Raw genomic sequence first — 15,669 nt, forward strand, 5'->3', positions numbered from 1 at the left:
ACTCGCCGGGATCGCCCTGGTGGCGGCTCGCCTTCGAGGCGAGCCGCCACCGGCGAGTCAGCCCTCGGCGGTCAGCTCGAGCAGCCGGCCGGTGAGGTCGAGGTGCTCGTCCACGCTTCCGGTCAGGTAGCTGATGTCGATGAACGTGTGGTCCGGCTCGAGGAGCGCGACGATCTTCACCACCGACTCGGCGATGTCCTCCGGCTTGGTCCCGGGTGCGGCGTTCACGCGCAGCGCCACACCCAGGGCCCGCGGGTCGCGCCCGGCCTGCTCGGCGTCGGCCCGGATCTTGGCGAGGGTCGAGGTGAGCACGTCCGCGGGGAACGCCTCGGGCACCGACCAGACCGGCAGCCAGCCGTCGGCCCGCTCGGCGACCCGGCGCAGCGACTTCTCGCCGAACCCGGCCAGGTGAATCGGCGGCTTCCGGACGGGCTTGAGGCCGACGTGCGACTCCGCGATCCTGTAGCCGACACCTTCGTGGGACACGATGTCCTTGCTCCACCAGGTGTCGAGCAGGTCGAGCAGGTCGTCGAGCCGCTTGCCGCGCTCGGACATCGGGATGCCGACGGCGTCGTACTCGTCGGGCGACCAGCCGATGCCCAGCCCGGGCAGCAGCCGGCCGCCGCTGGCGACGTCGATGCTGGTCAGCAGCCGCGCGAAGTTGGCGGGCTGGTACTGCGTGGCGTTGATGGTGCTGGAACCGAGGATCGCGGTCTCGGTCACCGCCGCGGCGACGGCCAGCGCGGTGAACGGGTCCTGGGCGGTCCGGAACTCCTCGGGCATGGTCTCGTAACCCGGGTACGGCACCACCGGGCGGACCGGCGACAACAGCCGGTCGCCGACCCAGAGGCTCGCCGCCCCGGCCTGTTCGGCCGCACGCGCGTACCGCGCGATCCCGCCGGGCGTGGCCGCCGCCTTGCCGAACACCGGAAGGCTGAAACCAATGCGCATCAATGACTCCCCTGGAGAACGAACGGATCATGGAGGTCCTGATGCCACTACTACTCGCATCTGGTTGCTCGTTCAAGTATCTCGGGCGTCAATCCGGTGGGCGGCGGCCGCGAAACCGGAGATGGATTCGACAGGTTCCCGCTGCCGGTGCGGCTCCCCGCGGGACACCGGCGCGTCAGCGGTCGAGGCCCGGCTGGTTCCGCAGCTGCCGGCGGGACGTGATGCCGAGCTTGCGAAAGATGTTGCGCAAGTGGGCGTCGACGGTGCGGGGGCTGAGGAACAGCTGCGCGGCGATCTCGTTGGACGTCGCGCCGGTGGCGGCCATGCGCGCGATGTGCGTCTCCTGCATGGTGAGCTGGTCGGCCGTGCGCGCCGACCGGGCCCGGGCCGTTTCGCCGGTGGCGCGCAGCTCCTTCGCCGCGCGCTCGGCGAACGCCTCGAGCCCGGCACCCGACAGGAGTTCGTGGGCGGTGCGCAGGTGCTCGCGGCAGTCGCGCCGGCGGCCTTCGCGGCGCAGCCACTCCCCGTACAGGAGATGGGCGCGCGCCCGGTACGGGAGCAGCGGGCTCTCCCGCAGGCACTCGACGGCCTGGCGGTAGTGGTCCTCCACGCCGGTCACCACGCCCCGGGCGTACGCCGCGATGCCGAGGCCCGTGCCGGTTCCGCTGGCCTCGGTGCGTTCGGTCAACGACGCCAGGGCGGCGGCGGCTTCGCCGGGCTCACCGGCCCGGACGGCCGCCTCCACGAGCTCGGGCAGGGTCGCGCCGGCGAGGGAGAGGTCGCCGTGCGCGGTGGCTTGCCGGGCGGCGGCCAGCGCGGCCGGGTAGTCGGCCAACCCGTTGTGCAGCACGGCCGACGCCCAGTGCACGTTGGCGACCAGCTGCCCCGCGCCGCGGGCGGTCGCGGTCGCCGTGGCGGCTTCGAACAGCTGAAGGGCTTCGTCGCGGCGGCCGCGCATCGCCGCGAGGTGCAGCCGCGGGTACAGCATCGGCGGCCCGCCGACCGCGTCGGCGATCGCCTCCTCCTCGACGATGGCCGCGATCGCCGGCCCGAAGTCGCCGGTCAGCGCGCCCTGCGAGGCCACCTGGGCGAGGCCGAGCCGCAGGACGAGCGGCGAGCCCGACTCGCGGCCGGTCTTCACGAGCCACTCGGTGATCGCCGTCTGGGTGTGCGGATCCCACATCTCCGACGCGAGCATGGTCGCCAGCGCCGGACGCCGGGTCCACATCGGAGTCTCCTCGTCGTCGAATACCTTGCGCAGCAAGGGAACTGCCGCCCGATGGTCTCCTTCGGCCACGAGCGTCAGTACGTCGAGCAGGTCCGGCGACCGCGGCACGGGCCCGGCGGACCGGGCCGCGGCCAGGACGGTGTCCAGCACGCCGCCGGGCCGGCCGACGAGCAGACCCATCTCGACCGCGTCCAGGAAGCACTCGCGCGACCGCTCCGGATCCAGGTCCGCGAGCCGCCGCGCGGCCCGCACCATGAACATCGGGCCGTCGCCGTCGTGGTGCCGCTGGAAGGCGACCTGACCGCGGAGGAGATCGACCTGCGCGTGCCGGACCTCGTCCAGCGCCGCGGGTTCGACGACCGCGAGGAGCTCCGCCGCCGCGTCGGGAGCGCCGGCGTCGAGTGCGGCCCGCGCCGCCACGATCGTCCGTTCGAGCCGCTTCCCGGCGTCCAGCGACAGCGCGGCCGCGCGCTCCAGGAAGGCCGCTGCGGCCACCACACCGCCCCGGGACCGGGCCCGCGACGCGCACCGTTCCAGCTCGGCGGCGACGTCGTCGTCGGGACCGGCGCAGGCCTGGGCGCGGTGCCAGGCCCGCCGGTCCGGGTCCCCGGCCGGGTCGGTGACCTCGGCCAGCGCCCGGTGGGCCGCGTACCGCCGGCTCGCCTCGGCGGCCTGGTAGACCGCCGAGCGCGCCAGCGGGTGGCAGAAGCGGACGCGGGTGGCGAACTCGACCAGCCCGGTGGCGGCCGCGGCCTCGCCGGCGGCCGGGACGTCGATGTCCAGCAGCCGCGCGGCCGGCCACAACAGCCCCGGATCGCCGGTCGGGTCGGCACTCGCGAGGGTGAGCAGCAGCCGGGCGCCGGCGGGCAGGTCCGCCAGCCGGGCCTGGAACCCGCGTTCGATCCGGGACGGCACGGACGACGCGTCCGGCGAAGGGAACCCGTCCGACGTCGAGAGTTCGAGCAACGCCAACGGGTTCCCGCGCGCTTCGGCCAGCAGCCGGGCGCGCACCCGCTCGTCGAGCGTCACGTGGCTCTGCGCCGCCAGCAGCTCCCGCGCCTCGGTGTCGGCCAGCCCGCCGACGACGGCCCCCGGCAGTTCGGCCAGCTCGCTCGTGCCCGGCAACCGGACCGCGAACACCATCGCGACCGGCTCGGCGCTGACGCGGCGGGCGAGGAAAGCCAGCGCCTTCGACGACGCCGAGTCCAGCCACTGCGCGTCGTCGACCACGCACAGCAGCGGACGCTCCCCCGCCGCGGCCGCCAGCAGCGCCAACGTCGCCAGGCCGACGCGCAACAGGTCCGGGACGCCGTCGGCGAGCCCGAACGCGACGCGCAGGGCGTCGCGGTGCCGATCAGGCAGGTCGGCGAGCCGCGCCAGCACCGGCACGCACAACTGGTGCAGGGCGGCGAACGGCAGCTCCGACTCGAACTCCGCCCCGCAGGCCCGCACGACCCGGAAGCCGGCCGCCTGCCCGGCGTACTCCAGCAACGCGCTCTTGCCGATCCCCGCCTCACCGCGGAAAACGAGCGCCCCGCCCGCGCCCGCCCGCGCGGCGGTCGTCAGCTCGTCGATCCGCCGGATCTCGGCGCGCCGGCCGAAGAGCGGTCCACGGGAGTCCACCGGCGTCCGCATCCCCCGGATGCTAGCGGGGCCGGGGGCCGCAGGCGACGCGGTCACCGAACCTCGCGCCACGTTACCTAGGTGATTCCCGCCGACGCGAACGAACGCCCTCCGGTGCGACCGTGGACATCCGTCCAGCACCCAGGAGGAACCCATGACCACCACGGACACCACGCCCGGCACCCGCGGCACGACGTCGCCCCGGGACCTGATCGGGCGCGGGCTGCTCGCCGTCGCCGCGCTCGCCACCGTCGGCGCGGCCATCCGCGGAATGGTGTACGTCGGCCGGGTGGCCGACGACCGGATCTGGATCGAAAACTGGCGCATGACCGCGTTCTGGCTTGTCGCGGGCCTGTTCGCGCTGCTCGCCTGGAAACCGCGGGCGCAGCGGGGGGTGTGGGAGGTGCTCTTCGCGCAGAAGTCCGTGCTCGTCGTCATCGCCGTGGTGCTGGGTGACGTGCCCGAAGCCGGCGAGGCCGGTTACGTCGACTTCGGCCTCGTCGTGATCCTCGTGGCTTCCTACTTCCTGTGCCGCGGCTGGCAGGGCTGGCGAAGCACGGAAAAGCGCTGAATCCGCTCAGTCCAGGTGCGCCAGATCGGGCCAGAGCTGCGCCCAGGTGCCGTGCGGCTGCCGGCACAGGTACATCGCCGCGCCCTGCCGGGTCTCTTCGTCCGACAGCCCGTCCGGCAGGGTGAGCGGCGCGATCTCGGTGACCTGGGACCAGAACCGGCGCAGGTACTCGGGGGTGAACTCGCCGACGCACAACACGGTGTCGTCACCGCCCGGCGGCGGACCCCAGAACCCGTAGGCGTTGTGGCCGCTGCCGACCGGGTTGTGCAGGCCCTCGGCCGGGCCGAGAAGGCTCAGCGCGCCGGCTTCGCCGTAGTTGCCGGTGAAGATCACCGTGCCGGCCGGGTACCGGTCCGCGACCGAGACGATCTGGCGCACGTACTCGGGCCAGCCGTAGGTCTCCATCACCGTGCTGCTCAAGCCGATGCTGTTCGTGACCTTCGGCGGGAACACGGGCAGCCCGACGACGATCGCGAAGACGGCCGTGGCGGCGATCGCGATGGGCCACGACCGCCGGCCGTCGCGGGTGTCCGCCTCCGCCACCCGCACCGCGCCGGCCGCGAACAGGCCGGGCAGCATCGGGGCGGCGTAGTAGGACTTGCCCGAGGTGACGGCGATGAACACCACCGCGGTGATCGCGACCACGAGCAGCCACCGGTGCGGGCGGCCGGCCACGGCGCACAGCCGGCGCACGCCGATGACACCCAGGACGAGCAGCGGCGGGCCGGTCAGCAGCACCAGCAGTTCGGGTACCTGGGTGAGCGCGTTGCCCGCCCGGCCGGACAGCACCCCGGCCATCCGCACGGCCGGCCACGGCCAGCCGTAGGAGGCGTTCCACAGGATGTTCGGCAGCGCGATCAGCAACGCCGTCACCGCGGCCAGCCACGGCCCCGGCGTGCGCAGTACCGCGCGCCGGGTGACGACGAGGCCGAGCGCGATGCCGACGAGCAGCGCGGCGATCGTGTCCTTGTTCTCCAGGCCCAGCCCGGCGAGCAGGCCCGCGAGCAGCCACGCCGGGATCGTGCCCAGCCGCAGCGCCCGCGCCGTCGCGACCAGCACGGCGAGCCAGCACACCTGGTCGACGACGGTGGTGCCGAACAGCACCGAGGCGGCCACGAACGCCGGGCAGGCCGCCACCGCGGCGGCCGTGATGAGCTGCGCCCGGCGCCGTCCGCCGAGCTCGGCGGCGAGCTTCGCGGCCAGCAGCACACATCCGACCTCGGCCGCGACGGCCAGGATCCGCAGCGGCAGCACACCGCCGGGCGACGCGGCGGCCAGCCGCGCGAGCGCCGGGGTCAGCGGCGGCTGGTCGACGTAACCCCAGGCCGGGTGGCGGCCGGTGAGCACGTAGTAGAACTCGTCGCGGTGCCAGCCGTAGCGGGCCGCCACCGCCAGGTGGATCACCGCGACCACACCGGCGATCAGCAGGACCGGCCGCCACACCACGCCGGTTCCGGTTTCCCCGGTGTCCTCAACCTTCTGTGTCATCGTCATTTCCCCCAGGAGGTGGTGCCGGCAGGAACGCCGCCAGCAGCAGGTGGCGCACGGTGCGCCGGCAGTCGTCGTCCCCGAGCATCAGCGAGTCCGGGTCGCCGTGCCGGTGCCAGGCGAACCAGGCGACGGATTCGACGAGGAACCGCGCCGAGGTCGGCACGTCCGGGACCGGGCGCAGGTGCCCGGACCTGATCCGCCGCCGCAGGTAGTCGCCGAGCCGGTCCAGAACGACCCGCCGGCCACGCACGAAGTGCAGTTCGGCGAGCTCCGGGATGTCCCGCGCGCAGCTTTCGACCAGCGCGAGCAACCCCTGGTGGCCTTCGATGTACGCGTACAGCTCGTCGATGATCCCGCCGAGCTCCTCGGCGACCGGTCCGGTGCGCCGGCCGAGGGCGGCGTCCAGGGCCGGGAACCCGGCCGACGCCACCGACCGCGCGTCGATCCCGGCGATCCCCGCCTGCCCCGGCGAGGTCACCGGAATGCTCAGCCCGGCCAGCGTCTCCGGCTCGGCCAGGTGCAGGAAAGCCAGATACAGCAAGGCTTCCTTACTGTCCACATAGGTGTAGAGCGCACCGTGGCTCAGACCGAGCGCGGCGGCCACGTCGGAGATCCCGGCCGCTTTGTAGCCCTTGCCGGTGAACACCCGCGCCGCGGCTGCCGCGATCTCACCCAACGGCCGCGGCTGTACCCGTCCACGCATGCGGTGAGTATTGACTGAGCGAGTCAGTCAGTCAAGGGTCCGTCCTGCTCCCCCTCCCAGGTCGCGGCAAAGACGGACCTGTCACGCAGGGCACGCAGGGCTGGAACGCTGTCTCGGCGTGCTTGCGGTCCGGGAAGACCCGGTGGACCACCGCACGGCCGGCTTGTGGCGGACCTTCGTGTAGCCCACCAGGACCTGGGTGTCCCCGCGGACTGTCGCTCGGTTTACACCTCGATGTGCGAGCCCATCACGACGGTGCGGTCGCGGGGCAGCGCGAACTGCTCGGCCGCGTCCGCGGTGATGTACGACGTGGCGATGAACAGCCGCTTGCGCCAGCCTGCCATGGTCGGCTCCTTGCCGAGCTGCAGCTCGATCTTCGACAGGAAGTAGGACGCGTCGTCCACCTGGAGCCGGCCCTCCGTCTCCGCCGGTTCGAGGGACCGCAGCGCGGCGGGGACGTCCGGGCGCTCCATGTACCCGAACCGGGCGCTGACGTGGGTGATGCCGTCGTGGGCGTGGCCGAGGTCGTCGACGACGGTGCGCTCGTCCTCCGGCACCCGGGGCACCGGCTCCGTCTCGATCGACACGATCACGACGTGCTCGTGGCGGACGTGGTTGTGCTCCGCGTTGGCCCGCATCGCCAGCGGCGCGGTCACCTTGCCGCGGTTGAGGAAGACGGCCGTGCCGGGCACGCGCTGCGTGGCGGGCTTGTTGTTCTCCAGGTCGTCGATGAACTCGCGCAGCGAGCCCTCGTGCTGTTCGCGTTCCGCGGTGACGATCTGGCGGCCCCGCTGCCAGGTGATCATCACGGTGAACACGGTGAGGGCGATCAGCAGCGGCAGCCACGCGCCGTGGACCAGCTTGGTCAGGTTGGCCGCGACGAACAGCAGGTCCACCGAGAGCAGCACGGTCGCGCCGACGCCGATCAGCCACTTCGGCGTGCCCCACTTCACCCGCGCGACGTAGAAGAACAGCAGGGTCATGATGGTGATCGTGCCGGTCACCGCCATGCCGAACGCGTAGGCCAGCGCCGCCGAACTGCGGAACGCGAACACCAGCGTCAGCACCGAGACCAGCAGCAGCCAGTTGATCCACGGGACGTAGATCTGGCCGATCTCCGACTCCGAGGTGTGCCGGATCCGCAACCGGGGCAGGTACCCGAGCCGGGCGGCCTGCGCCGTGACCGAGTACGCGCCGGTGATGACCGCCTGGGACGCGATCACGGTCGCCGCGGTGGCCAGCAGCACCAGCGGCAGCCGCGCCCAGCCGGGCACGAGCAGGAAGAACGGGCTGGCGACGTTGGCCTGGTCCTTGAGGATCAGCGCGCCCTGCCCGAGGTAGCTGAGCACGCACGCGGGGAGCACCAGGAACAGCCAGCCGCGGGTGATCGCCCGCCGGCCGAAGTGGCCCATGTCGGCGTACAGCGCCTCGGCGCCGGTGACCGACAGCACGATCGCGGCCAGCGCGAAGAACGCGATCCCGAAGTGGCCGGCCAGGAAGCCCAGCGCGTACGTCGGCAGGAGCGCCTTCAGGATCTCCGGGTTACCGGCGATGCCGCCGATGCCGAACACCCCGATCGTGACGAACCAGAGGATCATCACCGGCCCGAACAGCCGCCCGACGGTCGCGGTTCCCTTGCGCTGGAACAAGAACAGCACCACGATGATGACCGCGGTGATCGGCACGACCAGCTCGTCGAACGAAGGCTGCACGATTTTGAGCCCCTCGACCGCGGACAGCACCGAGATCGCCGGGGTGATCATGCTGTCGCCGAAGAACAGCGACGCGCCGAAGATGCCCACGCCGGACAGCACCAGCGCGGTCCGGGCGCCGCGCTGGCCGCTCCAGCGCCGCAGCTGCGTGATGAGGGCCATGATGCCGCCCTCGCCGTCGTTGTCGGCGCGCATGGCCAGCAGCACGTAGGTGACCGTGACGATGATCATCACCGACCAGAAGATCAGCGAGACGACGCCGAACACGTTGTCCGTGCTGACCGGGACGGGGTGCGGGTCGCTGGGGCTGAACACCGTCTGCAGGGTGTAGATCGGGCTGGTCCCGATGTCGCCGAACACCACGCCCAGGGCGCCGACGACCACCGCGAGCCGCACGGTCTCGCGCCGGGCCGGCGCCGGGGCCACCGGATCGGCGGCCGGGTTCTGATCAGCCATGACGTTCCCCTCCGAGCAGGCAGCCAGGACCCTCGTCGCCCGGTGCACCGTGCCGGACCCTACCGACACCCGCGCCGCGCCCGGTCCGCCCGGCCCGCGACGCGCCGACCGGGCCTGCCCGCCGGCGACCTCCCCTCCGCCGGCTGGTACGCCTCTTGGACGGCGACACCCGTCGATCGCCCCGGCCGTCGCCCTCACCGGGCCGGCCCCGCGCCGCCCGGGCCGCGGCGGCCCGTCCCGTGCCGGCCACAGTGGACGGTCGGACCGCCCGGCCTACGACGACGGCATCCGGGTACGCAAGACCACGCACCGGCCGTGAGGCCGGGATTCAGGCGCTCGGCACCACCGGAGAAGCGCGCCGGAACTCGCTCGGGTTGGCGCCGCGGACCCGCTTGAACGCCGCGCTGAACCCGAACGGATCGGCGTACCCCACCGCGCGGGCGACGTCGGCGACGGTGGCCGTCTCCCGCTCGATCAGCAGGTCGGCCGCGAGCGTCATGCGCCAGCGCGTCAGGTACGTCAGCGGTGGTTCGCCGACCAGCTCGGCGAAGCGCTTGGCCAGCGTCGACCGGGAGACGCCGGTCCGGCCGGCCAGCGCGGCGACCGTCCAGGGCGCCGCCGGTTCGGCGTGCAGCAGGCGCAGCGCGTCGCCGACCACCGGGTCGCGCTGGGCGGCCCACCAGGCCGGGGCTTCGCCGCCGGGCCGGTCGAACCACTCGCGCAGCGTGCAGACGAGCATCCAGTCCAGCAGCCGGTCGAGCACCACCTGCTGGCCCGGCGCGTCCACGGCGACCTCGGCGGCGAGGTGGTCCAGCACGGCGTCCCCGGTGCCCCCGCTGTCCGCGCGCAGCACGACGGGCAGCGCCTCCAGCAGCCGGCGGCTGATCTCGCCGCGCACCGGGTACGCGCCGACGATCAAGGTCGTCGCGCCGCCGCTGTCGTCGGTCCAGCCGCGCCGGTGCCGGGTGCCGCCCTCCTCGGGCGCCGCGCAGAACTCACCGCACGCGACCGGCTCGGCCGGGGTGCCGAGCTCGTCGACGAAGGTGAACGTCGCGGGGCCGCGCACGACGACCGTCTCGCGGGCGCGCAGCCGCTCGGGCGGGCCGTGCTCCGGCACGATCCAGCCCGCGCCGCCGAGCACGGTGCACAGGGTCAGCGGCGCGCCGTCCACGAACTCCAGCGCCCAGGGCGGGGACAGGGTCGAGCTGCCGAACAGCGAGCCGTGGGCCCGCACCCCGCGGATCAGGTCGTCGAACACGTCCACCGCACCGAGGTTAGACGAATGGACAGGCGATCCGGGCTTTCACCTATGGGATTGTCCGAGCCGGCCGCGTTGAATCGACGTCATGAGCAGCGACACCGGTTCCTTGACCGCCCCGGACCTCGAGTTCCTCCGCCGGCCCCTGCACGGCTTCCTGACGGTGGCCGCGACCCCGCTCCCGCCACAGCCGCGGCCCGTGTGGTTCGAGGCCACCGGCGAAGGCACGCTCCAGCTGTTCACGGAGCCGGACGCGCTCAAGGTGCGACGTCTGGGCCGCGACCCCCGCGCCTCGCTCGTCGTCGCCGCGCCGGTGGGTGAACGCGAGCGGTGGGTTTCGGTCGCCGGCCGCACCACGCTGGAACCCGATGGCGCCCACGACCTGGCCCGCCGGCTGGCCGCCCGCTACTGGGACCTCGACGACCCGGCGCGGGCCGCCGACCTCGCCGGGATCCTGGCCGCCGACCAGCTTCGCCTGGTGATCCACCCGGAGACGGTGCGCCGCTACACGTACTGATCGCCGCTCAGGCTGCGAGTTGAGTGCACGCCTGTACACTCAATCAGCATGATCGTCACCAGCTGGGTCCACGAGGTCGTGACCGCCGGCCGTGAGCGGGGCGGTGCCTGATGGCCGAAGTGGGAATGCGCCCCCCGGCGTCGCCGCTGCGGCGCCGGGCCTTGCGCGCGGTGCGCTGGCTGTTCACCCCCTTGCGGGCGGACGACTACCTGGAACTGATCAACCCCCTGTGGTCGACCCGGGAGCTGCGCGGCCGCGTCGAGCGGGTCGAGCCCGAGCGCGGCGACGCCGCCACCGTGCTGATCCGGCCCGGCTTCGACTGGGTCGGGCACCGGCCCGGGCAGTACGTCCGGCTGGGTGTGGTCATCAACGGCGTCCACCACTGGCGCGCGTACTCGCTGACGTCGAGCCCGGACCGCGCGGACGGCCTCATCTCGGTCACCCCCAAGAAGGTCGACGGCGGGATCGTCTCGCCGTACCTGGTCGAGCGGGCCCGGCCCGGCGAAGTCGTGCGGCTCGGCGAGGTCGAAGGCGCCTTCACCCTGCCCGACCGGCTCGAGCGCGGCCTGCTGTTCGTCACCGCGGGCAGCGGCATCACGCCGGTGATGAGCATGCTGCGTCACCTGGGCCCGGGGCCCGGCCTGCGCGACGTCGTCCACGTGCACTCGGCGCGGGAGCCGGACGGCGTCACCTTCGGCGAAGAGCTGGCCACACTGGAAAAGCAGCACGAGGGGTTCCGCCTCGAACTGCGCATCACCAGCCGCGACGGCCGGCTCTCCCCCGCCGACCTGGACGCCCTGTGCCCGGACTGGCGCGACCGCGACACCTACGCCTGCGGTCCCGGCGAGCTCCTCGACGCGCTGCAGGCGCACTGGAAGAGCCACGGCGACGTCGACCGGCTGCACCACGAACGGTTCCAGCCGATCGTCGGCGGCGACTCCGCCGACGGCTCGGGCGGCACCGTGCGGTTCGCCCACCGCAACGTCGACGCGGAGTGCCCGCCCGGCACCCCGATCCTCGTCGCGGGCGAGAACGCGGGCGTCGACATGCCCTTCGGGTGCCGGGTCGGGGTCTGCCACACCTGCGTGCTGCCGATCCGGGACGGCCGGATCCGCGACCTGCGCACCAACGTCGTCAGTCAGTTGAACAACGAGATCGTGCGCACCTGCGTCAACGGCGCCGAAGGCCCGGTCACGGTCGAACTCTGAGCGAGGAAAGGACCTCATGCCCACGCAGAACACCCTGTCCCAGGAAGCCACCCACCCGTTCGCGCACCTGAGCGCGGCTCAGCTGGACGAACTCGCCCGCGAGTTCGACGCCATCCACGACCGGGTCCACGGTGAGCTGGGCGAGCGCGATCGCCGCTACATCAAGGGCGTCATCAGGATGCACCGCCAGATCGCGGTGGCCGGCCGGGCGCTGCTGCTCGGCTCCCGGTCCAAGCCGGCCTGGCTGGCGGGCACCGGCTGCCTGGCGGTGGCGAAGATCCTGGAGAACATGGAGATCGGGCACAACGTGCTGCACGGTCAGTGGGACTGGATGAACGACCCGTACATCCATTCGTCCACATGGGACTGGGACACCGCCTCGACGGCGGCGGCGTGGAAGCACTCCCACAACTTCATCCACCACACCTACACCAACATCCGGGGCAAGGACAAAGACCTCGGGTACGAGATCATGCGCATCGACCCGCACCAGAAGTGGCACCCGGCCTACCTGGCGCAACCGCTGTACAACCTGCTGCTGATGGCCTTCTTCGAGTGGGGTGTCGCGGTCCACGACCTCGACGTCGAAGCCATCCGCGCCGGCGAGAAGCCGATGAAGGACGTGTGGCACGACATCAAGGGCATCTCGGGCAAGGCGCGCGACCAGGTCCTGAAGGACTACGTCGGGTGGCCGCTCGTGAGCGCGCTGGCCGCCACGGCGGTGGGGCGGCTGCTGAAGCCCGAACCCCGCTCCCGGTTGCGGGTGCTGGCGGACCGGGCCGGTGGGCGGCGCCGGAAGGGCGCGGTGCGGGCCCAGCTCGAGGCGGTCCGCGCGGAAGGCGGCGGCACGTTCGCCGCGACGTTCTGGGCGAACTTCACCGCGAACATCATCCGCAACCTGTGGGCGCACTCGATCATCTTCTGCGGCCACTTCCCGGACCAGACCTACACGTTCGGCCAGGACGAGGTCCGCGACGAAACCCGCGGCGGCTGGTACGTCCGGCAGCTGGTGGGTGCGGCGAACATCACCGGTTCCCCGCTGTTCCACCTGATGAGCGGCAACCTCGGGTACCAGGTCGAGCACCACCTGTTCCCGGACATGCCCAGCAGCCGTTACGCCGAGATCGCCCCGCAGGTCCGGGAGATCTGCCGCCGCTACGGCCTGCCCTACAACACCGGGCCGTTCTCCCGTCAGCTGGGCACGGTGCACCGCACGATCCTGCGGCTCGCGTTCCCGGGCGGGAAGCCGCGCCCGAAGCCCGGCCCGTACCAGGGCGACGACGTGGAACGCGCCGCCTGACCTCGGCCGACGATCTTGGCGCGCGGCAACCCGGCGATGTCCGCGACGGCCTTCTCGACGATCTTCACCGGTAGCCCGCGCTCGACGGGCTTCGCCTTCGGTGAGGCCCTCACGTGCGCGCCGGGAAGGAACTCGCCGCCGGACCGGGCGGGGATCGACGCCGACGTAACGTCGCCCGGTCGGCCACCGGCCGGCACCGGCCGGCAGCCGTGACGGTGCCGGCCCGCTACGGGCGCAAGGCCGTCCAGGACATCCGGCTTGACGGCGGCCCGGGACCCGGCCCGGATCCCGGCGGCGCGCCGCCGGTGCCACCGCCACGACGTCCGGCTCCGCTGACGGCGTCCGAGGCAACCCGGGCACCGGTCCCGACGTGTACGGGGCATGCGGGAACACGTCCTGTGGACGGGAAAGCCGGTGAACCGGCCGATCTTCCACCGTTACGACCACACGATGGCCGTCCTCGTCCTGGGTACGCTCATCGGGGTCACGACCTGGTTCGGCCGCGCGGACCAGACGCCCGCCGACCGAGCGACGACGCTGGCCGCGACGATCGCGTTCGGCGCCCTGGTGTTTCTGGAGCCCGCCGCACGGATCGTCCGGCTGCGGCGGACAACCTACGCGATCACCGACCACCGCGTGACGGCCACCGGCGGCCTGCTGGGGCCGGTCGTGCGTACGGTGTATCTCGCCGACCTGGAACCCCCGGTCGTGCACCCGGAACGGAACGGCACCGGTACGATCAGCTTCGGCGAGCTCGAGCCGTACTTGCTGGCGCACGCGAGGTTCGGTCACCGGGTCAAGCGCCGGCACCTGCCGTTGGTGCTGGCGGGCATCGCTGAGCCTGCCGAGGTGCGCGACCTGCTCGTCCAGGCGATCGGCGAGGCCCGGCAACGCCGCGCGTCCGGTGACCACGACACTTCGCTCTTCTGATCCCGCCTCTGGCCAACCCGTTGCAGGCGGGTGCGCGCCTCGCCGCCCCTCCCGGCAGCTACATGCGGTCGGCTGATGACGGAAGCTCTGGTCCGCGACCACGGCCGGCCGGGCGGCGGCCGGGCACCGAGCTAGCTTTCGGTCACCGGTTCCGCCAGCTGCGGCAGCAACTCCAGCCACGCCAGGGCCCCGGCGACGTCGCCGTGCACCGGCAGGTCCTGTTCCAGCCCCAGCGCGGTCAGCGGGCGCAGCACCGCGCTCCGGTGGGTGACGATCACGAACGGGATCCCGGCCGCCTTCGCGTCGGTCGCCGTCTTCACCAGGATCGTCATCGTGCGCGCCGAGCAGAACGTCACCGACTCCGCGTCGAACACCAGCGCCCGCGGCCGCAGGCCGAGTTCGCGCTCCAGCAGGTCCGCGAGCCGGTCGGTGACGGTCAGGTCGAGTTCGCCCGCCGCCGCCAGCACGGTCGCGCCGGCGCTGGTCGTGATGCGGAAGCACGCGGTCGATCCGGACGGGTCGTGCGGCCGGGTTTCGGACACGACGGACGGCCTCCTCGGATAGACCGTGAGGCCAAACCACAGGGGCACCAGTCCGGTCCCACGCCGGCCCAGGTCGGGGCCGCGGGTTCGGGGTGCGACGGCTCCCGGGCGGAACCGCTGCCCTACGACCGTACCGTCGCGCCGCGACCACCGCAGTACCGTCCGGGTGAGTGGATGACTATCCACTCACCCGGATGCCGGTCAGCTGATGAAGCCCGCCGCCTTGAGCCAGTCGTGCGCCACCGTGGCGGGTTTCCGGCCGTCCACGCTGACCTTCTTGTTCAGGTCCGTGAGCGTCGCGGTGTCGAGCTTCGCGGCGATCGGCGTGAAGACCTGTTCCAGCTGCGGGTACTTCTGCGCGACCGCCGAGGCGATCGAGATGGCCGGGTTGTACGTCGGGAAGAAGTGCCGGTCGTCGTCCAGCACGGTCAGCTTCTGCCCGGCCACGCGCCCGTCGGTGGAGGCGACCGAGCCGAACCCGCACGGGTCGCCCTTGCCGATGCTCGGGTAGACGACGGCGTCGTTGAGCACGTGCACCTGGGCTTCGGGCAGGGTGAACCCGTAGGTCTTCTCCACGCCGGGGAAGCCGTCGTCCCGGCTCTTGAACTCCGGGCCGATGCACGTCGAGGCCGCCGCCGGGTCCTTCTTCGCGAGCGCCGCGTAGTCCGAGATCGTCTTGACGCCGGTCTTGGCGAGGGTCGCCGGGTTCCCGGCGATGGCGTAGGTGTCGTTGGCCGGCGAGCGCGCCCACCAGGTGACGTTGTTGGCCACGTCGGCCTGCTTCACCGCGTCGTACTGCGCCTGCGGGTCGACGATCGGCTTGGTCTGCTTGAGGTAGCTGACCCAGGCGGTGCCGGTGTACTCCCAGTACAGGTCGACCGCGCCGCTGGTCAGCGCCTGCCGGACGTTGCTCGAACCGGTGATGTTGGTCTTGTCCTGCGGGCTCGCGCCGGCCGCCTGCAGCGCGACGAGCGCGATCTGGCCGAGCAGCAGCTGCTCGTCGAACTCCTTGGAGCTGACGCGGATCTGCGCGCCGCTCAGCGCGTCGATCTTCTTGATGGACCCCGCGCCCACCTGGGCGCCGGTGTCGTCCTTGCCGATCGTGCACCCGGCCGTGAGCGCCGCCGCCGCGACGAACGCGAGCACAGCGGCTGTCGTGCGCTGGAGCATGGGTCGGTC

At 72.6% G+C, this 15,669-nt stretch carries 13 protein-coding genes; 5 read left to right on the forward strand and 8 right to left on the reverse strand.

All coding sequences use genetic code 11. The features are described from left to right. Positions 1-57 precede the first annotated feature (57 nt). Entirely contained in the window at positions 58-951 is an 894-nt protein-coding gene (locus OHS18_RS10600; RefSeq protein ID WP_328616844.1) for a TIGR03619 family F420-dependent LLM class oxidoreductase, read from the reverse strand. A gap of 175 nt (positions 952-1,126) precedes the next feature. Then, positions 1,127-3,814: a LuxR family transcriptional regulator gene (locus OHS18_RS10605; RefSeq protein ID WP_328616845.1), complete on the reverse strand. Its 2,688-nt coding sequence runs from the start codon at positions 3,812-3,814 to the stop codon at positions 1,127-1,129. Positions 3,815-3,956: 142 nt separating this feature from the next. On the opposite strand from OHS18_RS10605, the gene OHS18_RS10610 reads away from it, so the two are divergent. Further along, on the forward strand, positions 3,957-4,373 hold the full coding sequence (locus OHS18_RS10610) for a hypothetical protein (RefSeq protein ID WP_328616846.1): 417 nt from the start codon (positions 3,957-3,959) through the stop codon (positions 4,371-4,373). A gap of 6 nt (positions 4,374-4,379) precedes the next feature. Here OHS18_RS10610 and OHS18_RS10615 read toward each other — a convergent pair whose 3' ends face one another. From OHS18_RS10615 to OHS18_RS10630, 4 genes are all read right to left on the reverse strand, one after another. Next, entirely contained in the window at positions 4,380-5,861 is a 1,482-nt protein-coding gene (locus OHS18_RS10615; protein WP_328616847.1) for a glycosyltransferase family 39 protein, read from the reverse strand. Then, positions 5,845-6,567: a TetR/AcrR family transcriptional regulator gene (locus tag OHS18_RS10620; protein ID WP_328616848.1), complete on the reverse strand. Its 723-nt coding sequence runs from the start codon at positions 6,565-6,567 to the stop codon at positions 5,845-5,847. The genes OHS18_RS10615 and OHS18_RS10620 overlap by 17 nt, the downstream gene beginning before the upstream one ends. Before the next feature lie 224 nt (positions 6,568-6,791). Next, a complete protein-coding gene (locus OHS18_RS10625) occupies positions 6,792-8,735 on the reverse strand; it encodes a potassium transporter Kup (RefSeq protein WP_328616849.1) in 1,944 nt (647 codons plus the stop codon). Positions 8,736-9,063: 328 nt separating this feature from the next. Then, complete coding sequence (locus OHS18_RS10630; protein ID WP_328616850.1) at positions 9,064-9,999, reverse strand: AraC family transcriptional regulator; 936 nt, start codon at positions 9,997-9,999, stop codon at positions 9,064-9,066. 82 nt (positions 10,000-10,081) lie between these two features. On the opposite strand from OHS18_RS10630, the gene OHS18_RS10635 reads away from it, so the two are divergent. The 4 genes from OHS18_RS10635 (at position 10,082) to OHS18_RS10650 (ending at position 13,948) form a co-directional block, all read left to right on the forward strand. Further along, positions 10,082-10,510, forward strand: coding sequence for a pyridoxamine 5'-phosphate oxidase family protein (locus OHS18_RS10635; RefSeq protein WP_328616851.1), 429 nt, complete (start codon positions 10,082-10,084; stop codon positions 10,508-10,510). Positions 10,511-10,620: 110 nt separating this feature from the next. After that, a complete protein-coding gene (locus OHS18_RS10640) occupies positions 10,621-11,718 on the forward strand; it encodes a ferredoxin reductase (protein ID WP_328616852.1) in 1,098 nt (365 codons plus the stop codon). A 16-nt stretch (positions 11,719-11,734) separates the two neighbouring features. After that, positions 11,735-13,018, forward strand: a complete 1,284-nt coding sequence (locus tag OHS18_RS10645) for a fatty acid desaturase family protein (RefSeq protein ID WP_328453480.1) — start codon at positions 11,735-11,737, stop codon at positions 13,016-13,018. Positions 13,019-13,399: 381 nt separating this feature from the next. Then, positions 13,400-13,948 (forward strand): hypothetical protein, encoded by a 549-nt coding sequence (locus tag OHS18_RS10650; RefSeq protein WP_328453478.1) that lies wholly within the window; start codon positions 13,400-13,402, stop codon positions 13,946-13,948. Between the two features lie 131 nt (positions 13,949-14,079). Here OHS18_RS10650 and OHS18_RS10655 read toward each other — a convergent pair whose 3' ends face one another. Both OHS18_RS10655 and OHS18_RS10660 read right to left on the reverse strand, forming a co-directional pair. Further along, entirely contained in the window at positions 14,080-14,490 is a 411-nt protein-coding gene (locus OHS18_RS10655) for an STAS domain-containing protein (protein WP_328616853.1), read from the reverse strand. A gap of 201 nt (positions 14,491-14,691) precedes the next feature. Then, positions 14,692-15,660: a glycine betaine ABC transporter substrate-binding protein gene (locus OHS18_RS10660; protein WP_328616854.1), complete on the reverse strand. Its 969-nt coding sequence runs from the start codon at positions 15,658-15,660 to the stop codon at positions 14,692-14,694. Between the last annotated feature and the right edge of the window lie 9 nt (positions 15,661-15,669).

This window comes from Amycolatopsis sp. NBC_00355, from assembly GCF_036104975.1.
Taxonomy (GTDB): Bacteria; Actinomycetota; Actinomycetes; order Mycobacteriales; family Pseudonocardiaceae; genus Amycolatopsis.

What these genes read in the sequence shown, in the direction of transcription:
- OHS18_RS10650 (WP_328453478.1), top strand. Translation starts at nt 13,400, where the DNA reads ATGCGGGAACACGTCCTGTGGACGGGAAAGCCGGTGAACCGGCCGATC.
- OHS18_RS10620 (WP_328616848.1), bottom strand. Translation starts at nt 6,567, where the DNA reads ATGCGTGGACGGGTACAGCCGCGGCCGTTGGGTGAGATCGCGGCAGCC.
- OHS18_RS10635 (WP_328616851.1), top strand. Translation starts at nt 10,082, where the DNA reads ATGAGCAGCGACACCGGTTCCTTGACCGCCCCGGACCTCGAGTTCCTC.
- OHS18_RS10615 (WP_328616847.1), bottom strand. Translation starts at nt 5,861, where the DNA reads ATGACACAGAAGGTTGAGGACACCGGGGAAACCGGAACCGGCGTGGTG.
- OHS18_RS10640 (WP_328616852.1), top strand. Translation starts at nt 10,621, where the DNA reads ATGGCCGAAGTGGGAATGCGCCCCCCGGCGTCGCCGCTGCGGCGCCGG.
- OHS18_RS10645 (WP_328453480.1), top strand. Translation starts at nt 11,735, where the DNA reads ATGCCCACGCAGAACACCCTGTCCCAGGAAGCCACCCACCCGTTCGCG.
- OHS18_RS10660 (WP_328616854.1), bottom strand. Translation starts at nt 15,660, where the DNA reads ATGCTCCAGCGCACGACAGCCGCTGTGCTCGCGTTCGTCGCGGCGGCG.
- OHS18_RS10605 (WP_328616845.1), bottom strand. Translation starts at nt 3,814, where the DNA reads ATGCGGACGCCGGTGGACTCCCGTGGACCGCTCTTCGGCCGGCGCGCC.
- OHS18_RS10625 (WP_328616849.1), bottom strand. Translation starts at nt 8,735, where the DNA reads ATGGCTGATCAGAACCCGGCCGCCGATCCGGTGGCCCCGGCGCCGGCC.
- OHS18_RS10600 (WP_328616844.1), bottom strand. Translation starts at nt 951, where the DNA reads ATGCGCATTGGTTTCAGCCTTCCGGTGTTCGGCAAGGCGGCGGCCACG.
- OHS18_RS10610 (WP_328616846.1), top strand. Translation starts at nt 3,957, where the DNA reads ATGACCACCACGGACACCACGCCCGGCACCCGCGGCACGACGTCGCCC.